This window comes from Pedobacter humicola, assembly GCF_056490705.1.
Genome location: NZ_JBWJIG010000007.1, coordinates 250,262 through 272,036 on the forward strand (window position 1 = coordinate 250,262; position 21,775 = coordinate 272,036).

Below are 21,775 nucleotides of genomic sequence, written 5' to 3' on the forward strand. Positions count from 1 at the left end.
AGTTAGAATGTTAGGTTAACGCCAAAAACAACTCTTCTGCTTGTTGGGTATCTGAAAGATGATGTACCATTAGTTAAATCAACCTCAGGGTCTACACCCGAAAATTTGGTAGCGGTAAATAGGTTATCCCCACTAACATATAAACGGGCTGAATTTATCGAAGCCTTCTTTAACCAATTTGCAGGCAGATTATATCCTACAGTTACATTTCTCAATCTCAGATAACTTCCATCCTCTAAAAAACGGGTTGAGCTTTGGTGCGATTGCGCATTTCCTCCAAATTTAGCCTGTGGATGTGTAGCATCGGTTTGGCCTGGGGTTGTCCACCTTACCGAACCCTTAGGTAATACCTGTTGATTATAACTTTCGTATACGCCATCGTTATCGAAATAAAAGCGGCTATCATTATATACCCAGTTGCCATATACAAAATTTAAAAAGGCTGAAAGCGTGAAGTTTTTATAAGCCAGTGTATTGGTTAATCCACCACTAAATTTTGGTGCCGCGGATTTGCCTGTATATTGTCTGGTTGCCTGATTATAAGTACTGGTGACACCGCTGGGATCATCTAATTTTTCCCAAAGAGGCTTGCCATCTGCCGGATTTACACCTGCCCATTTTTGCATGTACCATTCATCCATATCGTGGCCTAATGCGATTGGTTGCGTACCACTATTTACAACCAGTAATCCCTGATTCAACTCCATCACTTTGTTGCGGTTGAAAGACATGTTAAAGCTGGTTTCCCAATTAAAGTCTTTTTGCTGGATGTTTTTAGTGTTAATGGTAAACTCGATACCTCTGTTTCTTACCTCACCAACATTTCTTCGAATACTGCCATAACCAACGGTTGAGGGAAGAGGAACTGCAAATAATAGGTCTGAATTACGTTTGTCGTAAGCATCGATAGTAATGTCTATACGTTTAAATAAACCAAAATCCAGCCCCAGGTTATATGCGCTTGATTTTTCCCAGGTCAAATCTGGATTAGCTATTTGTGTAGGAAAAGCACCTGTTTGACCATTGTAAGATGCTGCGGCATTTAAGTTGTAGAGACCGAGCGATTCGTATAAGCCATCTGGATTGTCGTCAGCCCTGAATGTCTGGTTTCCAGTAGTACCAAAACTGGCCCGCAGTTTTAAAAAGGTAAGTGTAGTATTGCTCTTTAAGAAATCTTCATTCGATAGAATCCATGATGCCCCTGCCTGGTAAAAAGTTGCAGCAGGATTGTTTTTTCCAAACCGTGAAGAATATTCGTTAACTATCGAGGCGACTAAATAATATTTGCTTTGATAACTGTAATCTGCCTGAGCCAAGTATTTGATGTTTTGATATTGATCGTACCTACCCGTTGGCTTGTCGGTAATATCGGTTGCCGTATTGATAGCATCTAATCCTGCGGGTAAACCCTTTGCGGTAATTCCGGACGCATCATATTTGTAACTTTCTACCTCTGCAACCCCTAAAACACTCAGGCTATGATTGCCAACATTCACATTATACTTAACCCTGTTGGAAGTTAATAATGTTGTTGAAAATGTATTGTCTAAAGATGCTGTACCTAAATTTGTCGCTCCACTCTGGCTTCTTCTATCATAATAACTGTTTGATCGTCCATTTGCGATTGTAGCCCGGTTATAGCTGGAAAGTGTCAGGTTTTTGAGTAGGTCATAATCCAGGTTTACATCTCCGGTAGTGGTGTAACTTCTGGCTTTTGAATAGTTATATTGTAAGCTTTGTAAAAAATTAGAACGGTCTCTGCCTTTCCACGAAGGGATATTACGGGGATCTGTCGGATTGCCTGCAGCATCGTATGCCGGGTCGAAAGGCATATTTAAATAGGCTTGATAAACAGCGTCTTCAGGATTATAATTGTCGTTGATTACAATTCCACTCAACAAAGCGGTCAGTTTTAATTTTTTGGTTAACTGCGAAGTAAGGTTGGCCCTTAAACTGTATTGGGTTTTATCATTATTGATTAAAGTTCCTTCTTCTTTAAAATAATTGCCCGAAATATAGAATTGAGTTTTCTCACTCCCTCCTGATGCGGTTAAGGTATGGTTATTTATCAACGCTGTTCTAAAGGCTTCATTCCACCAGTCCGTATTCGTATTGACCAATGATGGATCTGGAGGAGTAGTGAAGAACGATTTCTGGTAATCGTAAAGCTGTTGTGCATCCATCAGCTTAAAATTGCCGGTAGTGGCTTTTGCAATACCTATAGTTGAGTTTAGACTAAATCTGGTTTCACCCGCCTTTCCTTTTTTGGTAGTTACTATAATAACACCATTGGCGGCTCTCGATCCGTATAAACCTGTAGCAGCGGCATCTCTGAGAATGGTGATGTTGTCTACATCTGCAGGATTATAAGTACCACCAATATTTCCGTCCACAACAATTAGTGGCCCGGTACCTGCATTGATGCTCCCTACACCACGTACTACTACTTTTGAGCCGGCTGTTGGATCGCCAGAGGCAGAGCTGGCCACTACACCTGGTGCTTTACCCTGGAGTAGGTTGCCGAGATTTACCGACGTTACATCATTAAGTTGTGAGCCACTTACGGTAGTCACCGCGCTGGAAATTTCTGATTTCTTCTTTGTGGTATAACCAACAACAGTTACTGCATCTAACTCTGTTGACTGATCCGTCAAAGAAATATCCAACGAATTACTTGTTCCCAGCTTAGCGGTTCTTGTGGTAAAGCCCAGGGCTTTAAATTCGAGTATGCTTCCCTCTTCCGCGCTGATGCTGTACTTTCCATTGGCATCGGTTTGTACGGCACTTTTCGTACCTACAACTGTTATGGTAATTCCGGGAAGCGGGAGTTTTTTACTGTCTGTCACTGTACCCGATATGGTACGGTTTTGTGCCTTTACGGTGAAAATACAGGCAATAAGGGAGATCATTAAAAGAAATCTCTTCATGTTTTTTTAGGTTAGGTGAGGTTAGTTGTTTATTTTATTATTACTGAGGGACATTAATCAGATTATGGAGGACTAAAAGTTATTCTTACATTCATAAATAATATACTTTGTATAAAATGATTACTACTAAACTATAACCATAAAAATTAATATCAATCTTTAATGCAACGCAAACGTTTGTGTGAAATATTGATGAGATTGCAGGATTGTGTAAGAATTAAGCGGTTTGAATACGCTATTATTAAGGTGTTCAGTAAAATTGGATTTTATAGAGCGCAAACGTTTGCCTTTTTTGTTGATTAGCCTTCTTTTTTTAGGTTTAAGGTTATTTATTTTGGCGGTTTAAAGAGAATGATTGAATAATTTTGAATTTGTGTTGGTTTTTTTTATTTAAAGCGTAAATAATAATTTGTTTAATTGTTTTTTAAAAGAAAATGATTGTGTTGAAATCTTTTTAAATTCCCCGACAAATTCTTTAGATTTCTTTTAACCTCTAACGTCATTATATATTAATGGTTTCGTAGTTACCATTAAGCAGTTAAGGAGCATTCAGATATCCAATTGTATTAACGTATGTTTCTCTGAATGTCCTTAAATCTTTAATGATAGCGTTGTAGCTTTAACATTAAGCAGTTAAAAAAAGGTTAAAAGCTTCAGGATAGTCTTAAAGACCTTACATATTTCAAAACAAAAACAACCTATTTGCAGTTAGTTTCGTAATCACATTATGGGTATTTAATTGTGGCTGGCTGTAGGTTATTGATAATTGTATAGTGAATTTGTTAAATGATGTCACGTTCCTTTTGTTTTTCTGTCAAAACTTGTAAATTGCCTTAACAAAAAGCAACAAATTGTCAGTTATTCGAACCGAAAAAATCCTTACAATAAACCGACAAAATGATAATTTAAGAGGGAACTAAAGAATAAAGCCCCTTTTAAAACCTATAAAACAGTTATTACGTAGATAGATATAAAGGAATATATATTTATCAAAACGATATTCTTACCGTATTTTTTAGGCTGGGGGATATGTATACTGCCTTTTATCCACCCAAATGGCGCAATTGTTGATAAAATAAACGAAATGGTACAGTCGCTTTTATAATTTATTTTATAGTTTAGGGACGTAGCTGTTAAGAAAGGTATTATGGAAGCAAAATTTTCACCACAGGTTAAAGATGTAATCTCTTTTAGTAGGGAGGAAGCTCTCCGTTTGGGGCACGATTACATTGGAACCGAGCATTTATTATTGGGCCTCATCCGCGAAGGCGATGGTATGGCTATAAAAATTTTACGATCGTTAGGGGTTGATACCGGTAAATTGCGCCGCTCAATTGAAGATGCCGTTCGCGGTACTTCGAGTGTTACAGTAAACTTGGGCAATATTCCATTAACTAAACAGGCAGAAAAAGTTTTAAAGATTACTTACTTAGAAGCTAAAATATTTAAAAGCGATTTAATTGGCACCGAACATTTATTGTTATCGGTTTTGAGAGATGATGATAACATTGCCTCACAGATCCTGTTACAATATGGCGTTACTTATGATGTTTTTAAACAGGAGGTTGAAGTGAATAAGAATGGTTTCAGAGATGATATCTCAAACAGTGCCTCTACAGGAGGTGATGATGATTATCGTGAAGAAGAAAGCTTTAGTACACCTAAAAAGGTTTCGGATATAAAATCTAAAACCCCGGTTTTGGATAACTTTGGTCGTGATTTAACAAAGGCTGCAGAAGAAGGTCGTTTAGACCCGATTGTTGGCCGCGAGAAAGAAATCGAACGTGTATCACAGATTTTATCCCGTAGAAAAAAGAACAACCCGATTTTAATCGGTGAACCAGGTGTTGGTAAATCTGCAATTGCAGAAGGTTTGGCTTTACGCATTGTTCAACGTAAGGTTTCGCGTGTGCTTTTTGGCAAACGTGTAGTGACCTTAGATTTAGCATCATTGGTGGCTGGTACTAAGTACCGTGGCCAGTTCGAAGAACGTATGAAAGCCGTGATGAACGAGCTTGAAAAATCGACAGATGTAATTTTATTTATTGATGAGATCCACACCATTGTTGGTGCAGGTGGCGCATCAGGTTCATTAGATGCATCGAATATGTTCAAGCCTGCATTGGCAAGGGGCGAAATTCAATGTATCGGTGCCACAACTTTAGATGAATACCGTCAGTATATTGAGAAGGATGGCGCTTTAGACCGTCGTTTCCAGAAAGTGATGGTAGAGCCTGCTACACCAGATGAAACTGTAGAAATTTTAACCCGTATTAAAGATAAGTACGAAGAACACCATGGTGTTACGTATACCGACGAAGCAATTTTAGCCTGCGTTACTTTAACATCGCGTTATATTTCTGACCGTTTCTTACCAGATAAAGCTATCGATGCTTTAGATGAAGCAGGATCCCGTGTTCACTTAACGAACATTCATGTTCCACAGAACATTATCGATATCGAAGCTAAAATTGAAGATATCAAGTTAGAGAAAAACAAGGTTGTACGTAGCCAGAAATATGAAGAAGCTGCAAAACTCCGCGATACTGAGAAAAATTTAATTGAAGAATTAGATAAAGCAAAAGCAGAGTGGGAAGCTGAAACCAAAACTAAACGTTACGAAGTATCAGAAGATAACGTTGCTGAAGTGGTTTCGATGATGACGGGTATTCCGGTGCAACGTGTTGGACAGACCGACAGTGCCAAACTGTTGAATATGTACGATAAAGTGGCTGAGAAAATTATCGGTCAGGATGATGCGATCAAGAAATTGACCAAAGCCATCCAACGTACAAGAGCAGGCTTAAAAGATCCTAAGAAACCAATTGGTTCATTCATTTTCTTAGGCCCAACAGGTGTAGGTAAGACAGAATTGGCAAAAGAACTGGCCCGTTTCATGTTCGATAGTGATGATTCTCTGATTCAGATCGACATGAGTGAGTACATGGAGAAATTCGCGGTATCACGTTTAGTGGGCGCGCCTCCGGGATACGTGGGTTACGAAGAAGGTGGGCAGTTAACTGAAAAAGTAAGGAGAAAACCTTATGCAGTAATCCTATTGGATGAGATTGAAAAAGCGCATCCTGATGTATTCAATATCTTATTGCAGGTTTTGGATGAAGGACAGTTAACCGATAGTTTAGGTCGTAAAGTTGATTTTAGAAATACAATCATCATCATGACTTCGAACATTGGTGCCCGTCAGCTAAAAGATTTTGGTCAAGGTGTGGGTTTCTCTACTGCGGCGAAAACAAACCAGGCCGATTCCCACAGTCGTGGCGTAATTGAAAGTGCTTTAAAACGTGCCTTCGCTCCTGAGTTTTTAAACCGTGTGGATGATGTGGTGGTATTCAATAGCCTGGGCAAAGAAGAAATCTTCAAAATTATCGATATCGAGTTAAAAGCTTTATTCGGTCGTGTGCATACTTTAGGTTATGAGATTGCATTAACCGATAACGCTAAAGAATATATCGCTGACAAAGGTTTTGATAGTAATTTTGGAGCCCGTCCGTTAAAAAGAGCGATCCAGAAGTATTTAGAAGACCCAATTGCTGAAGAGATCCTTAAAGGTGAATTAACCGAGGGTGATGTTTTAGAGATTGATTATGATAAAACTAGCGAGTTGATCTCAATCGCCCACAAAAAGGGCGAAAAGAAAAAAGAAGAGCCGAAACAAGAAGAAGATTCTTCGAGTAAATAAATAAGAAACTCCCGATGAAAGTCGGGAGTTTTTTTGTTTTAATTCTTTAAGGGAGTCTGCAAACAAACCGGTTGCTTAAAGGGTGAAAGATAAATTATTTTTTTACAGAAGATCATCGTATATTTCGTTAAGCTATCTACTATATATGAAATTTATCGTTTACCCCTTGGTATGCATAACGATATGTTTTGCATTATCCTGTAAAAAAGGAACTGATTCTGATTCTTCACCAACAGATGATCCATCAGTGATTTCCACAACAACCAATATTAATAATGATGCCCTGTTAAAGCTCGTAAACGACACCCGAATAACTGGCTGTACCTGTGGAACAACTGTTATGCCACCAGTGGGTGCACTAAACTGGAGTGTGAATTTAAGTTCTGCCGCAATTGGCCACAGTAAGTATATTGCATCGATCAGAACACTATCGCACACTTCTGCAAATGGCGACAATGTTGGTGCAAGAGTTAAAGCCACCGGATATACCTGGACGGTGGTTGGCGAAAATATTGCGTCAGGGCAAACTTCCGAAACACAGGTTTTTAACGATTGGATTAGAAGCGAAGATCATTGCAAAAATATTATGAATGCTGCTTTCAAACAAATGGGGGCCGCTAAAACAGAGTATTATTGGGTGCAGGTTTTTGCGGCGAAGTAAAGCATTCAGGTCTATTCCCAACTTTAACGGAAAAGACTTTGATTTCCAGTCAGGTTAGAAAGATTGGAGATTCAAAATAATATTTTTTTCAAATTAAATCCTGTAATGCTTGATAATAGCGGTTATAATTTTCCGGATCAGTATTCAAAAATAGAAAAGGCTCAATCAGTTCCAATTCCATTAATAAAAATTCGCCATTTACAAAGGTGCCATCTACCCTGGCATAAAGACAGTTTTTAGCAAATAAACTCACATAATTTTGCGCTATTGCAATTAGGTCTTCATTTGGCTGTTGTGGATGTACAGATCCGCCATGTGCTGGTTGTACCCTAAAATCGCCCGCTTTAGCTTGCTTGATTAGGGAATGACTGTATTTGCCATTAAAGAAAACGAAAGACCATTCTCCACTTTGTAAAATTTCGGGCAAAAATGGCTGTACAATAAAATCTTCATTCTGAACCAGCTGCTGGAGTTTATGGTTAATTTCATGCACATTATCGGCTGTTACCTTAAATGTATTTTTTGCACCACCGCTCACACAGGGTTTTACAATTAATTTATCGGTATTAAATTTTTCGAAGAAATGGTTCAGGTTTATGCTTTCTTTTTTATTGATAAAAATACTGGGCGTTATCTTTAAACCTGCTGTTTCAATCTCTTGAAGGTACCTTTTATTCGAATTCCATCTAACGATATCTATTGAATTGAGCAACTGAACTTTTTTTTCTTCCAAATGGTCGAGCCATTTACAAAAATCTTCAATCAGGTCAAAATAATCCCATGGTGATTTTAAAATGGCCAGTGCATAATTTTCCCAATTTATATTTTGATCATTCCAGATTACCTTTTCAATCTTAAGCCCTTTTTCTTTTAAAAAATCTAAAAGTTTATCATCTTCACTTTCAACAGTAGTGGTATCATATGCCCCTTGATCCAGATAGGTTATTAATGCAATGTTCATGGGGCTAAAACTAAGTTTAATGATTGTAGATTACAAATCTACTGCTTTGAAAAGCTGAAAAATACTTCCGGAGAGACTGAACTAAAACAGGCTTACCTGATTGCTCGGGATTTTAAATAAGCTGTGATCTAAAATAATATCCTTAACATTTAAGCCATTTAAACGGCAATGTAACCTGAAATTATCCCTGATCATTTGCGAGATATTTCCATCACCGCGCATCCGGTCGCCAAATCTGCTATCGTTTACATTACCCCCGTGGCAACTCTGAATCATGTGCCAGACCTTATCAAAACGGTCGGGGAAATTCTTGCGCAGCCAGTCTTCAAATATCTGTCCAATTGCACCGTTTAGCCGTACTACGGTATAACCGGCCTTAATTGCCCCGGCATGGGCAACCGCTTTTAATATTTTTGGTATTTCGTGGTCGCTTAACCCCGGAACAAGGGGCGCAACCATCACCCCCATGGGTATTCCGGCTTTGCTCAACTCTTCAACCACCCTTAAGCGTTGTTTTGCAGTTGTAGTCCGCGGTTCCATTACCTGCCGCAGATCTTCATTTAAACTATTGATGGAAACATATACCATGCAGAGGTTTAATTTGGCCATTTCCTGTAAAATATCCTGATCGCGGAGGATTAAGGAGTTTTTGGTAATCATCCCGATAGGTTGTTTATAAGCCAGTGCGATTTCCAGCAGTTGCCTGGTCAGTTTAAATTTCCTTTCGGCAGGTTGGTAACAGTCGGTATTGCCAGAAAGTGATATCGTGGTAGCATCCCAACCTTTTTTCTCCAGAAATTTTTTAAATAACTCGGGTGCATCTTTTTTGACGATTATTTTTCTTTCGAACTCTATCCCTGCACTATAACCCCAATATTGGTGAGAGTTACGCGCATAACAATAGGTACAGCCATGTTCACATCCCTGATAAGGATTTAAGGAGTATGCCATACCCACATCCGGACTATCTACCTTGTTGACGATGGTTTTCGAATTTTCAAAAATAAACGCAGTTTTACGATCGCTTTCTTCCCAATCGTCTATTCCTTCCTGATGTTCTTTTACGTAAACATCTTTTAAAAATTTGTTGTGTGGATTTACCTGGGCACCCCGGCCCTTAAAATATTGTTTTTCTTCTTCACCAATCATGATTTAAAATTACTAATATTTTTAGTAATTTTAAGGTGTTATCAGGATGGACTTTTCAACAATTTAATGTTGGCCTTCAATTATTTTACTTTTTGGAGAGCGGCACATAATCCATGGGGACCATATCGGCTACTTTTTCGTATGCCCAGAAGCCTTCGTACAACAGCGACCGGGAGTCGTAAATGCCACCATTCTCATAAAAACGGACGCCTTCACCTGTTAAATTGGCCACAGATATTTCATTTTCAGGCACATCTAGTGGTCTGAAAATCCAGAAACCGGTATTGGAATAGGCAAGAGATTCTTTTTCTTTAGTGTATTGGATCAACAAGGCATCCGTATAACTCAGGTATTTTAAATTCTGATTAAAATAATGCACCAAAGTATCGGTGAGCACGTCGGCTCTCGAAAATCTGTCAATGGTTTTTGGCATTTCCTTCTGTTTCATCCAAAAGTTAAATAAAGCAGTATCTATTTTACCTTTAGTCTGTCTGATGCCTGTTTTTTCGGGTACGGCCTTAATTTTCTCTAAATTGGTATTAATTACGTATTCAGGATAACGGTTAGGGTTGGGCACTTTAATCATTTTGTTGATGATAAACCCTTCTTCCTGTGTTTTGTTGGCATAAAGCGAGCGGAAGAAATGCTGAGATGAACCATAATAAGCTACTTCTCTTGCCGCAATATATTTTTTCTTTTTCGCTGCCGAAGCCTTTAATTCTTCAAAAAACGGGTGACCGGAATAATAAATAATATGGGTACGTGAATTATACTCGAAACGATCGAGCATATATTTAAGGCGGTAACCTAAAGCCTTATTTTCGACGATCAGAAATTCAGTAGTAGAAACGGTTAGGGTGCTTTTGGTAATGTCGAAATCTACATTTAAAACCTGTGGATTTAAGATCTTGCATTGTGTAGCGTTGGGTGTTTTGCCAATAAAAAAGTCTTTAAACTGATTGATGTATTTTTGGCGGTTAGGATCGGCCCGGATAACAACTTCCTCGAGTTGGGCAACATTTTCTTTTAAAACCAGCTCTACCTGTACCGACTTATCGGAAATGATTACACTTTTCGAATAGGGGAGGTAACCTACAATCTGAACGAGCAGATCGTAACTGCCCGGCTTTAGGTTTGAAAGTTTAAACCGGCCATCATTATCGGCCACCGTAGCAATTTTATAACCACTCAAATAGATACTGGAGCCAGGTAATCCATCTTTTTGATCCCTAACTATACCACTAATCGAGAAGGTGTTTTGAGCAATGGCATTAGTGCCCAGAATGATCAGCATGAGGGCTACTAAAAAGCTTTTAATCATGGAGACGAATGTAACCAAAAGGCTTAATATTTATTAAAAACGAAAAAGATTTTTAACAATTTTAACATTTGAAATTAATCGTTATTTCGAGCGGAGTGGAGAGCCCGAAGACTTAGTGAAGCAAAATTTCCAAAATAGATTAAATCTTTATTTTTTTTGCTCAGCATTAATGGGCGGCACATAATCCATTGGCACACTGTCGGCAATTTTTTCCCAGGCCCAATACCCTGAATAGAGCATAGAGCGGGGATTATATATGGAGCCATTTTCGTAAAAATATACTGGAGCAAGCTGTAGGGTGATGGTCGAAATCTGATAATCAGGCATATCGAGCGGTCTGGTTATGGACAAACCAATCCGGTTGGCGTAAGCCGGATCTTCTCTTTCTTTAGTATAAACCACATAAAGTTTATCGGCAAAATTGATGCTTTTTATATTTTGGTTCTCCACATGTACCAGGGTATCCTGGGGAACAGGCGCGCGACTTAAAATAGATATTCCACCAGGCAGGTTTTTCTTTTTAATCCAATAGCTTAAAGAATCTCCCACGGTAATGGTTAGTGGCCGGGTTAAACCGGTTTGCACTTTTGTTAAATGTTTAATATTGGCATTGATGATACTGTCAGATGGTTTATCGGGGTTTTCTTTTGTGATCAGTTTATTAATGATAAAGCCTTCTTCGGTTGCGCGTTGATTAAAAATCGACTTAAAAAAGTGTTGTGAAGAACCTAAATATGCCGTAAGCCGCTTTTGTGCCCAGATTTTCTTTCTGCGTTCCGATCCTTTTAGATCCTCGTAATAAGGAAAACCTTCATAATAAATAATCCTGGTTTTACTATCGTATTCGAAATTGTTCAGCAGATATTTAATCCGGTACCCGAGAGCTTTATTTTCGATAATAAGAAACTGTGTGGTTTTTACAGTAAGTTTAAGTGTTGCTTTGTCATAATCGATTATTAGTACATTCGGATTAATGATTTTGCATTGTTCGGCGTTGGGCGTGGTGCCGATAAAATAACCTTTAAACATTTCAATATAATGTGCTCTGTTGGGATCGGGTTTAATCGTTACTTCGGCCAATTGTGTGATACTTTCTTCTAAAGTGAGATCAAGCTTTACGGCTTTATCCGAAATCACTACATTTTTATTTAAAGCTTTAAAGCCAATAAGCTGTATCAGTATATCGTAATTTCCGGGTTTTAAAGGTAGTGTGTATTGGCCATCATTATCAGTAACTGTAGCAATTTTATAACCGCTTACGTAAACGCCGGCACCGGGTAGGGCTTCCCCGCTTTTATCTTTAACTATACCCGAAAGAACATAACTTTGTTGCGCAGAAGAAAATTGACCAATAAATAATAATGATATTAAAAGTATTAAGGATCTCATGCTTTAAATATAAAACTAATTCATTAGTTTATTCTGATGCAAAAGAAAAATTACTCACTAGTTTTGAGTCTTACACAATACGATTTAGGGCTGTTCGATAAACTGCGTCAATAATCTGGTCAATCAATCAGCTTGAAGGGGATCTCAAGAATAAAACTTTGTTCAACAGTTAGGCCACTTACAGCAGGGCTCCATCTTTTTGAACTCTTAATCACCCTGATTACTTCTGCTGCACACCCATAGCCTATATCCTGAAGCGTGATGAAATCTTTATAGTTTCCTTTTCCATCAACAATAAATCTGATGATTACCAGGCCCTCCATATTTTCTACTATTGCTTTTTGAGGGTATTTGATATTGGTTTTAACAAACTCATAAAATTTTCTCACACCACCGGGATATTCTGCCGACTTGGTATGGCCGAATGGATGAAAATCGTACATAATGGTGGTGTCTTTTATTTTGATAATCAATTTTTCTTTTGAAGAAATTCTTTTTGCCGTAATATTAAAAGCTACCGGATCCTTATTTAAATCAAGCGGATGAAATGGTCCCATGGTTAGCAATAAAAACCTGCTTCCATTGATTGGTTTTTCAATCGCCGTAGTGGCAGTCCTAACCCTAATCCAATCTGTAGGTTTTATACCATCTAATTTAAACAAACCATTTTGGTCCGTTATTGTACCCGTGTAATGAGAATCTGATAATACGGTAGCATTTTTTACTGGGCTACCTTTTTCATCTATAACTTTTCCATAAATATTGATGGTATCTACATTAACAATTATACTATCCCGGCCTTTTTGTGCTTTTAAGCTAAATGTAATGATGAGCAATAAATGGAGTAAAATATATTTTTTCATTTATTGAAGATGCTGTGGGAGTCAATTTCCATAATTATCCCAGCAAATCCCTAGCATTTTCGATTGCCGATGCTCCCGGATTTTTACCACTCAACATTTCGGCAATTACCCCAATACGTTCCTCCTGTTTAAGCTTGCGGATTCCTGTAGTGGTTTTTCCACTGTCTTCATTTTTATGTACAAAATAGTGGGATGTTCCTTTGGCTGCAATCTGTGGCAGGTGGGTAATCGAAATTACCTGCATATGCTGACCTAAATCTGAAATGACTTCGCCCACTTTTAATGCGGTTTCACCAGAAATTCCGGTGTCAATTTCATCGAAAATGATAGTAGGTAAGGAAGTGTGTTTGGCGAGCAGTGCTTTTATGGCCAGCATCAGTCGCGATAACTCACCTCCTGAGGCTACTTTATTTACAGGGGCTGGAGCCTGGCCAGCATTGGCGGTAAACAATAGGTTAATTTCATCCAGACCATCTTTATTCAGATCTGCTAATGTTTTTTGATCTAATACCAACTTCGCATTCAGCATGCCTACCTTTTTCAGTGTAATGCTGGTTTGCTCTTCTACCACCTTAATGGCTTTTTTGCGGTTGGCACTCAATTGACCGGCCTGTTTATGCAGTTCTGTTTTAAGCTGATCGATTTCTTTCTGCAGTTTTTCAATATGTTCATCAGAAGACAACAGTTTGGTTAAGTTGTCTTCCAGCTGTTTTTGAAAGGTCAGCAATTCAGTATTGTTGGCAAGCCGGTGCTTTTGCTGTAAGGTATAAAACAGATCGAGTCTTTGGTTAACAATTTCCAGCCGGTCGGCACTGTGTGTGGTATTTCCCTCTATAGTAGAAACCTCATCGGTAATATCCTTGATTTCAATAATCGAGGAGCGTAAACGTTCGTACAGTGCGTTAATTGCAGGATCGAACTTTTCGATGTTCTGCAATTGTAAGGAAGCTTCCTTCAAAATCTGTAAAGCAGAAGGTTCACTTTCGTTAATTAAACCTGAAGCCGTGAGTAAAGCTCTTTTTATGGTTTCGGCATGGGTCAGACGTTCCAATTCCTGTTCCAGATCTTCCTGCTCACCTTCCTGTAATTTTGCCTGTTCCAGTTCATTAAACAAAAACTGTTCATAATCCTGTTTATTTCTGGCTTCATCTGCCTCAGCCACTATTTTTTTTAACAGGTTGCTATCTTGCTTAAGTTTTTTAAATCCGCTGCGGTAATTCAGCAATAGCGATTGATGATTAGCGAGAGAATCTACAATCAATAATTGAAAATCAGCATCATTAATTTCTTGTGTAGCATGCTGGGAATGGATATCGATCAGCTTTTCACCAACCTGCTTCAGCGTTGATAAATTAACAGGGGTATCATTAATAAAGGATCTGGTTTTTCCATCTATCGATATTTCTCTCCGTAAAAGGCTTTCTTTCGAAAAATCAAGATCATTTTCTTCAAAAAGTTCTTTTAGATTTTCATCCGCTAACGTGAAGCTGCCTTCTATAACACATTTTTTATCCTGGTTAAAGAAGTATTTGCTTTCTGCCCGCTGACCTAAAATGAGCGACAATGCGCCAAGTATAATCGATTTACCTGCACCGGTTTCACCTGTGATAATATTTAAGCCTTTATCAAATTCGATATCAAGACTATCAATTAACGCGTAATTACGTATAGAAAGTTTTTGTAGCATGCTAAGCAAAAATATTAAAATTTATTCAACAGGATAGTACAAAACAAAAACAGCGGAGAATAATCTCCGCTGTTAATGATCTGTTTGGTTTTATATGTGTTTTTTATTTTATCTAATTGCGGATTGAATGGCAATAGCGATATCATTCGTTTGAACAAAACTTTTTAATGCCAATTGATCGGCAACTTTAAAATCTTCCTTTTTATAGGTTACCATCGCATTCTCAATCTTCAAAGCTTTTATAGGGCTTGAAAGATCTTTATTGTTGTAAAGCATTACTGCTGGACTAATTTGCGAGCTTTTATTACCGCCTTCAACTTTTTCCTTTTTTTCTTTTTTCTCCATTTTCTCTTTTAGCTCTTTCACTTCGCTGTCGAACTTTTCTTTTAGCTTTTTATATTCTTCAGTCTGCCTTACTTTGCTATTGGTATTATTGTTGTCGTTGTAAAAGAATAGGGTACCATCCGGACCGGTGAGCATATTCCTGTTTCCCTTAAACAATGAGTCCGAAGTAATCCTTGTTAGTCCAGATAATCTTGCCATCTCTCCAGATTTTAAAGCCTGTATCCTGATGTTATCTAATTGCGCCCTAAATTCTGGTGTATTCATTTTAGCCGACATATCTTCGCCCATCTTTCTCCATTTGGCTTGGGCTTCTGGCGTATTAAACTCTTTGGCCATATCTTCGCCCATTTTTTTCCATTTGGCTTGGGCTTCTGGTGAGTTATATTGTTTGGCAATATCTTCACCAAATTTTTTCCATTTCGCCTGTGCTTCTGGCGAGTTGTATTGTTTAGCCATATCTTCGCCGAATTTTTTCCATTTCGCCTGGGCTTCTGGTGAATTGTACTCTTTGAAGATTTTGCCGCGTAACAACGAATCGTTAAACCTGAATTTGAACGAACTATCGGCATGGATACGGTAGATGCTTTTATCAGCAAAAAGTTCGTCCCTATAGAAATCTTTCCTTAAGCTATCTGGCATTTCTTTAACGGAATTGTACTCTGTTTTCTTTCCGTTTGCATCAATGGTAACGATTTTGATTTTACGTTTCTTGGTGGTATCGGTACAGATCATGTGGGTTATATTTCCATTCGAGACCTGTAGGGTTAAGATTTCCTGTTTGTGCTGTTTTTTGATTTCCTTTTTCTTTTCAGTTGGATTGATCCATGCTATAGAAAACAGGCAAGCTACACCCAGTGTTAAGGCTGCCATTTGTTGTTTGGCGTTTAAATAATTTGTTTTCATATTGGTTATTCTTTTAATGCGTTGATATAAATTTTGAGTCTTGCCTGTTGCTGCCAGTGCATAAGCCGGACTGTTTTTATCTTTTAATAGCTCGAGTTTGAGTAGGGCATGGGCGTAATTCAATGGTTTTCCTGTTACTTTTAAAACCAGATCGTCGCAGGCATGTTCGCGTTCGATGTGTATAAACCTGCCGGCCATCCAAACAAATGGATTGTAGAACAATAAAGTTTCTATAGCTGTTTTAATGAGGTTCAACAGAAAATCGTTTCTTCTGATATGCGATAGTTCGTGGATTAAAATGGCTTCAACCTGATCGTTATCCAATTGGTTTACCAAGGCCAGCGGGAACAATACCACTGGTTTTAGATATCCGATAACCAAAGGCACATTAACAATTGAAGAGAGGTGGAACCGGATGGTCTTATTGATTTTAAGATGTGCGGTTACCTGCTCGAAAATCGTTTTCCAGCTGTCGGGAATAGCACTTAAACTTTCTTTTTTGAATTTGGAAAGCTGACCATATCCTTTAATGATCACGAACAACTGTAGCAAAATGCCAATGATGTAAAACGCTACAACAACAGGGAAGTATTGCTCTGCCTTGCTGCTAAAGCTTGGTGGGAGGTTGTTGAAATATTGGTAAACCTGTATGTTCTGAGGGGTAATTGCGGCTGCCTGATTGCTAATATTCAGCGTTAACTGATGAACAAAATTATAACCAAAACCGATAAACATTAAGATGATGGCGCCAAAAGCAAGATTGTGCTTATACTTTGCCGCCATTTTTGGGATGCTTAGCATGACGATAAATAGAATGCCATAAATAACAGCACTCTGCCAAAGGGAGTTTAATATGCTCCAGCCAAATGCTTTGATAAACTGTTGTAATAAAGTTTCCATAACGGTGGTTTTAATTTTTTACCGGGATCACCCGAAATGTTAATTTTTTAATTAGGGATCTAAACCCTACACCTTTCAACCCTCTACTGTGTTTTACTTTAGACTATCTAAATATCTTTTGATTTCATCAATCTCATCTGCACTTGCGCTGTGGTTACCCAAAGCCTGCATTACCAATCTTGCTGCCGATCCATTAAATACGTTATCGATCATTTTGTTTACCAATTGCTTTTCAGTTTTATCCTGGCTCACCAATGCTTTGTAGATATGCGTTTTTTGATTGGTATCCCTTTCTACCATTCCTTTCTCATGTAAAATCTGCATCAGTTTTAAGGTAGTGGTATAACCAGAGTCTTTTTTATTCAATGCCTCATGAACTTCTCTTACCGTTGCATTCCCCTTTTGCCAAAGCACCTGGAGGATTTCCATTTCACCTTCTGTTGGTTTGATGTTGTGATTAGTCATATGTTACAAGTTGTACGAATTATTTCGTATTCAAATGTACGAAGATATTCGTAAGATCAAAATATTTTAACAAATTTTTAACTATTGGCATCGGTTAACTGTACAAATTGGTTAACTGTGCATCAATTTTACAAGGCCGATTTTGGAGATAAGACACAATAATGTAAAAAGTGTTGCATGCCTGTTAGGCTTTGGAAAGGAAAAGCCGCCTATGAAAAACTGACTTAGATGTTTAAACCTGATTGACGTGTATACCGGCCTGTGTGTAAGGCCTGCAGGCGTATGAACAAAAAGCAGGACTAGCGTTAATTGAAATGCTGATGCTGCTTTTCAGAAAATTAATTACGACAACAGAGAACAACTTACTGGTTATGAGTTATTGTAGGGTTTTCAAATGCCTTATAACTGCTTCGCGATTATTATTTCTAATATGTAAGAAAGATCCTGAAATAAATTCAGGATGACGAACGGCACTAATTTTTCTTCAGCCCCTCGTACTTGCCAATATTCGCCGGATCGATATCGGCCAACATGTTATAAGCTTTCATGCGTTCCTGTCCATTGAGTTTCGAAAGTACATTGGTTACTTCTTCAGCTTTCGAGGCGAAATAAACATTAGGGAAAATAGAGCCCAGTTTCTGTTTGTCCATTTGTTGTAATGCAGGCAGTGCGGCAACAATCTGTGTTAGTCCCTTATCATTATCGGTAAGCTGATCCAGGCCACTTAAATGATAGCTGTAGATGAAATTACGGAGTTCACTAAAGATAGGGTTCAACACATTCTCATTAAACCAAAAGCGGTTACGTAAACCATCTGCTGCCCTCCAACCGGTGTTGCCCGAAGCCTGAGCTAAGTTGATGATGTTCTGTGCTTTTTTATAAAAAGGAGTTCCCCCCATTTTACTAAAACTATCTTTATCCATACCAATAATGGTATACGCATAGTAGGAGAGGAGGGCACTGATATTGGAGATGTAGTTCTGATCAGAAAAATCGATTGTAGCGCCATCAAGATAGCTAAAATCGAAATTTTTATCGCTCATGTTTAACAGGGTACTGTTGTACGAACTGTTAAAAACCGGACGACTGCTCTGAATCTGGGCTTCGGCGGTATAACCAGATCCGCCATCCCAGGAGTTGATGGTGATGACGAAACTGCACTCAATCCGTTCCTGGGGTTTGTAACTTTCGTTACTGAATTTATTGTTGTTTAAAAAATCGCGGATTGTTTTTTGTAAAGCCTCTATAGTGGGTTTGCTGATGTTAGAAACCTGAGGAGCCAGCAAAGTTACCCTTGCATTTAATTCCTGCGCCTGCAGCTTTCCGAAACCAACCAATAAGAATATCCAAACAATCTTTTTTATCATTTCGTAATTTTTAAAATGGCAGCACATATATCCTTAGCCACATCTGTTTTCGATTTCGTTTGAAATACAGTCCGTTCTAAAGCTTTGTTAAAAATAGTAATTTTATTGGTATCCGATTTAAAACCTGCGCCTTTATCATTTAAAGAATTTAAAATAACCAGGTCTAAATTTTTCTTCTCCAGTTTGCCTTTCGCATAGTTCTCTTCATCGTTGGTTTCTAATGCAAAACCCACTAAAATTTGATGTTCTTTTTTTGCTACACCCAAAGAGGCCAGGATATCCGTAGTTTTTTCCAGTTCCAAAACCAGATCGCCATCTTGTTTTTTGATTTTTTGCGTCGAAACCGATTTCGGACGATAGTCGGCCACAGCTGCACACATCACGGTAATATCAGTTTCAGGAAATAAGGATGAACAGGCATCGAACATATCCAGCGCACTTACCACATCAATTCTTTTTAAAGTTTGAGTTGCCTTCTGGGCAGTTGGTCCGGCAATTAAAGTAACTTCGGCACCGAGTTTCGCCAATTCATCTGCAAGTGCAAAACCCATTTTTCCAGAAGAATGATTACCTATAAAACGCACAGGATCGATGGCTTCATAAGTAGGACCAGCAGTTACCATTACCTTTTTGCCGAATAAGGGCATCGATTTTTGTATGGCATTGTTCAGGAAGGAAACGATTTCTTCAGGTTCGGACATCCGGCCTTCACCCCATAGTCCGCTGGCAAGTTCGCCATTGGCAGGTGCGATAACCGTATTGCCAAAGCTGATGATCTTTTGGATATTGCTTTGGGTAGTTTCGTGTTTCCACATATCCAGATCCATGGCCGGGGCAACATAAACCGGGCATTTGGCAGAGAGATAAACGGCAGTTAATAAATTGTCGCAGATTCCTGTTGCCAGTTTGGCCAAAGTATTGGCACTTATCGGGGCGATGATGATTAAATCGGCCCAGAGGCCCAATTCAACATGGTTGCTCCATACGCCAGTTTCTTCTTCGAAATATTGGGTATAAACAGGATTTTTAGAAAGCGTAGCAAGGGTAAGTGGTGTAATGAAATTAGCACCATCAGGGGTAAGAATAACCTTAACGTTTGCACCAGCTTTAACGAGCAATCGGACCAAAAAGGCCGATTTATATGCCGCGATGCTACCGCAAACGCCAAGGATTATATTTTTATTTTTTAGCATAGTGCGCAGAGTACGTAAGGCAGGAAACATAGAGCGTAGTGCTAAACGCTTTGCCCTAAACGCTATGCGCTATGCCAGTTACTTTTGTTGTTCTTTAGCAGGATTTCTGTGATAAATTTTTTCGTTCAAAAATTCATCAATAGCAACCAAAACAGGCTTAGGCATACGCTCGTAGTGCTTGCTGATTTCAATCTGCTCACGGTTTTCGAAAATTTCTTCTAAATTATCGTTGCTCGAAGCAAATTCTGCCAATTTACCGTGTAACTCCTCTTTAACGTTGTTCGAAATCTGATTTGCTCTTTTAGCAATAACAACTAAAGATTCGTATAAGTTATCTGTAGTTTTATCTAAATCGTGTACGTTTCTGGTTACTGTAGTATTTGGTACAGCAGGTTTGTTAGTATTCATGTATTACTTGTTTTTAATATTCGTATTATCGGCGTTAGTTGGTTTTTGAGAAACAGTATCTTTTAATTTACCTGTTCTAATCAACATTTGCTTGTATTTTTCCTGATCAGCTGCATATAATGCAAGTTCTTGTTTTGTGGCTACAATACCCGCATCAACATCCTCCTTAAGCAGTTTTGCTTCTTTGGTAAATTTGCTGTCCGGGTGATTTTCAGTAAACTCTGTATATAAGGCATTAGCTTCATTATAACGGTCTTCCTGGCGGATCACATAACTGTTTTTGGCATATAGGTATTGTGCCTTAATCATCAAAAAGTCCATTTCCTCAGCATATTTAATGTCCGGGTAATCTCTTTGTGCATTTTTTAAAGCAATAACCGCTGCTCTGTAATTATCTACGTTACTTGGGCCGGTAGTTAAATACATTTTAGCGTTTTCGAAAGCTTTATCCTCTAGCTTACCTCTTAAGGTGGCAATATATTTACCAGCTGCGGCAGCGCGATCACTGGTTGGGTATAAATTGATAAACAATTGTAAGGCATCAATAGCTTTATAAGTGTTTTCCTGATCTAAAGAGAAAGCCGGAGATTCTAAATAGAAGCAATAGGCCCCCATATACCTGGCCTCTTCGGCATTTTTACTTGCCGGGTAAGTTTCTGCAAAACTTTTAAACTGGTATCTGGCCGTTGTATAATCACTTAATCTATATAAGGTATAAGCATAATAATAGTTCAAATCCTCAGCTTCTGCACGGCCACGGTATTTTTGAGAAAGATCCTCAAAAAGCACCAATGCTTTACTGTAATCGCGTTTATTATACAAACGAAGAGCCTCCTGATATTTTTTTGCAACGTCGTTACTCGCTCTCAATTTCTCGAAACGACTTTTACAACCCGCAATACCCAAAGCGGCAACAAATACTAAAATAATTAAGTGTTTAACTTTAAACATTCTGCAAAGATAATTAATAATACGATAACATCAATAAAAACAATTGGCCGCTAAGCTATGCAAAGCAATTCAGTACAATATAACAGTTAACAATTTTTAACATATATATAATGTAGCGTATTTATCTGTAGCATATTGTTGGCATATACTATATATATCCGATAACTTCCGAAGTTTAAATGGGTAAGGAAAACTTCGAAAGTCTGTTGGGGATGCCCCCGTTATTCTTGTACTATATATAGTGTGTTTATTTTTTTTAGTAAAGCAGGGACTGTGCTATTATTTAGGTTTAGCCCTGCTATCCACTATAGCCCCGGTAGAAAAAACCGGGGGCTGCCGTTGCTATCAGGTTTACCGGGCAGGTACCTCCGGGGTTTTAAACGGCCGGGCGCAGGGAAAACTTCGGAAGTGTTTTGAGGCGGCATGCCGATAAACAGTCTTTTTCCTAAAAAGTTTTGGGAATCCTAACATTTTTTCTGTCTGTAAGCCATAGGGTTACGTTAATCCCTGCTCCATTCCATAAAAATGTTTTGCGGGTACGGTAAAATTCCCTACTTTTGCATCCCGCTTCGGAGGAAACGGTTG

At 38.4% G+C, this 21,775-nt stretch carries 15 protein-coding genes; 2 read left to right on the forward strand and 13 right to left on the reverse strand.

All coding sequences use genetic code 11. From position 1 onward, the window contains the following. Window positions 1-2 precede the first annotated feature (2 nt). A complete protein-coding gene (locus AC04Q1_RS13690) occupies window positions 3-2,927 on the reverse strand; it encodes a SusC/RagA family TonB-linked outer membrane protein (RefSeq protein WP_478365152.1) in 2,925 nt (974 codons plus the stop codon). A gap of 1,147 nt (window positions 2,928-4,074) precedes the next feature. Here AC04Q1_RS13690 and AC04Q1_RS13695 point away from each other — a divergent pair. Continuing rightward, window positions 4,075-6,627 (forward strand): ATP-dependent Clp protease ATP-binding subunit, encoded by a 2,553-nt coding sequence (locus AC04Q1_RS13695; protein ID WP_478365153.1) that lies wholly within the window; start codon window positions 4,075-4,077, stop codon window positions 6,625-6,627. A 145-nt stretch (window positions 6,628-6,772) separates the two neighbouring features. After that, a complete protein-coding gene (locus AC04Q1_RS13700; protein WP_478365154.1) occupies window positions 6,773-7,288 on the forward strand; it encodes a CAP domain-containing protein in 516 nt (171 codons plus the stop codon). An 88-nt stretch (window positions 7,289-7,376) separates the two neighbouring features. Here the strand turns inward: AC04Q1_RS13700 and AC04Q1_RS13705 are convergent, their stop codons facing one another. The 12 genes from AC04Q1_RS13705 to AC04Q1_RS13760 form a co-directional block, all read right to left on the reverse strand. Further along, window positions 7,377-8,249 (reverse strand): ATP-grasp domain-containing protein, encoded by an 873-nt coding sequence (locus AC04Q1_RS13705; RefSeq protein ID WP_478365155.1) that lies wholly within the window; start codon window positions 8,247-8,249, stop codon window positions 7,377-7,379. Window positions 8,250-8,330: 81 nt separating this feature from the next. Continuing rightward, window positions 8,331-9,398 (reverse strand): PA0069 family radical SAM protein, encoded by a 1,068-nt coding sequence (locus tag AC04Q1_RS13710; protein WP_478365156.1) that lies wholly within the window; start codon window positions 9,396-9,398, stop codon window positions 8,331-8,333. 85 nt (window positions 9,399-9,483) lie between these two features. Next, complete coding sequence (locus AC04Q1_RS13715) at window positions 9,484-10,719, reverse strand: carboxypeptidase-like regulatory domain-containing protein (RefSeq protein WP_478365157.1); 1,236 nt, start codon at window positions 10,717-10,719, stop codon at window positions 9,484-9,486. A gap of 147 nt (window positions 10,720-10,866) precedes the next feature. After that, complete coding sequence (locus tag AC04Q1_RS13720) at window positions 10,867-12,108, reverse strand: carboxypeptidase-like regulatory domain-containing protein (RefSeq protein WP_478365158.1); 1,242 nt, start codon at window positions 12,106-12,108, stop codon at window positions 10,867-10,869. 119 nt (window positions 12,109-12,227) lie between these two features. Beyond that, window positions 12,228-12,971 carry an energy transducer TonB gene (locus tag AC04Q1_RS13725; protein ID WP_478365159.1) on the reverse strand — a complete coding sequence of 248 codons (744 nt, stop codon included), beginning with the start codon at window positions 12,969-12,971 and terminating at the stop codon, window positions 12,228-12,230. A 34-nt stretch (window positions 12,972-13,005) separates the two neighbouring features. Further along, complete coding sequence (gene recN, locus AC04Q1_RS13730) at window positions 13,006-14,658, reverse strand: DNA repair protein RecN (protein WP_478365160.1); 1,653 nt, start codon at window positions 14,656-14,658, stop codon at window positions 13,006-13,008. Window positions 14,659-14,766: 108 nt separating this feature from the next. Further along, entirely contained in the window at window positions 14,767-16,806 is a 2,040-nt protein-coding gene (locus tag AC04Q1_RS13735; RefSeq protein ID WP_478365161.1) for a M56 family metallopeptidase, read from the reverse strand. A 93-nt stretch (window positions 16,807-16,899) separates the two neighbouring features. Then, window positions 16,900-17,271 carry a BlaI/MecI/CopY family transcriptional regulator gene (locus AC04Q1_RS13740; RefSeq protein ID WP_478365162.1) on the reverse strand — a complete coding sequence of 124 codons (372 nt, stop codon included), beginning with the start codon at window positions 17,269-17,271 and terminating at the stop codon, window positions 16,900-16,902. A gap of 473 nt (window positions 17,272-17,744) precedes the next feature. Then, window positions 17,745-18,638 carry a type IX secretion system protein PorD gene (gene porD, locus AC04Q1_RS13745; RefSeq protein WP_478365163.1) on the reverse strand — a complete coding sequence of 298 codons (894 nt, stop codon included), beginning with the start codon at window positions 18,636-18,638 and terminating at the stop codon, window positions 17,745-17,747. Then, window positions 18,635-19,831, reverse strand: coding sequence for a bifunctional phosphopantothenoylcysteine decarboxylase/phosphopantothenate--cysteine ligase CoaBC (gene coaBC / locus AC04Q1_RS13750; protein ID WP_478365164.1), 1,197 nt, complete (start codon window positions 19,829-19,831; stop codon window positions 18,635-18,637). Before coaBC ends, porD begins: the two co-directional genes overlap by 4 nt. 78 nt (window positions 19,832-19,909) lie before the next feature. After that, window positions 19,910-20,239: a DNA-directed RNA polymerase subunit omega gene (locus AC04Q1_RS13755; protein ID WP_316848606.1), complete on the reverse strand. Its 330-nt coding sequence runs from the start codon at window positions 20,237-20,239 to the stop codon at window positions 19,910-19,912. A 3-nt stretch (window positions 20,240-20,242) separates the two neighbouring features. Then, complete coding sequence (locus AC04Q1_RS13760) at window positions 20,243-21,190, reverse strand: outer membrane protein assembly factor BamD (RefSeq protein ID WP_478365165.1); 948 nt, start codon at window positions 21,188-21,190, stop codon at window positions 20,243-20,245. Window positions 21,191-21,775 lie beyond the last annotated feature (585 nt).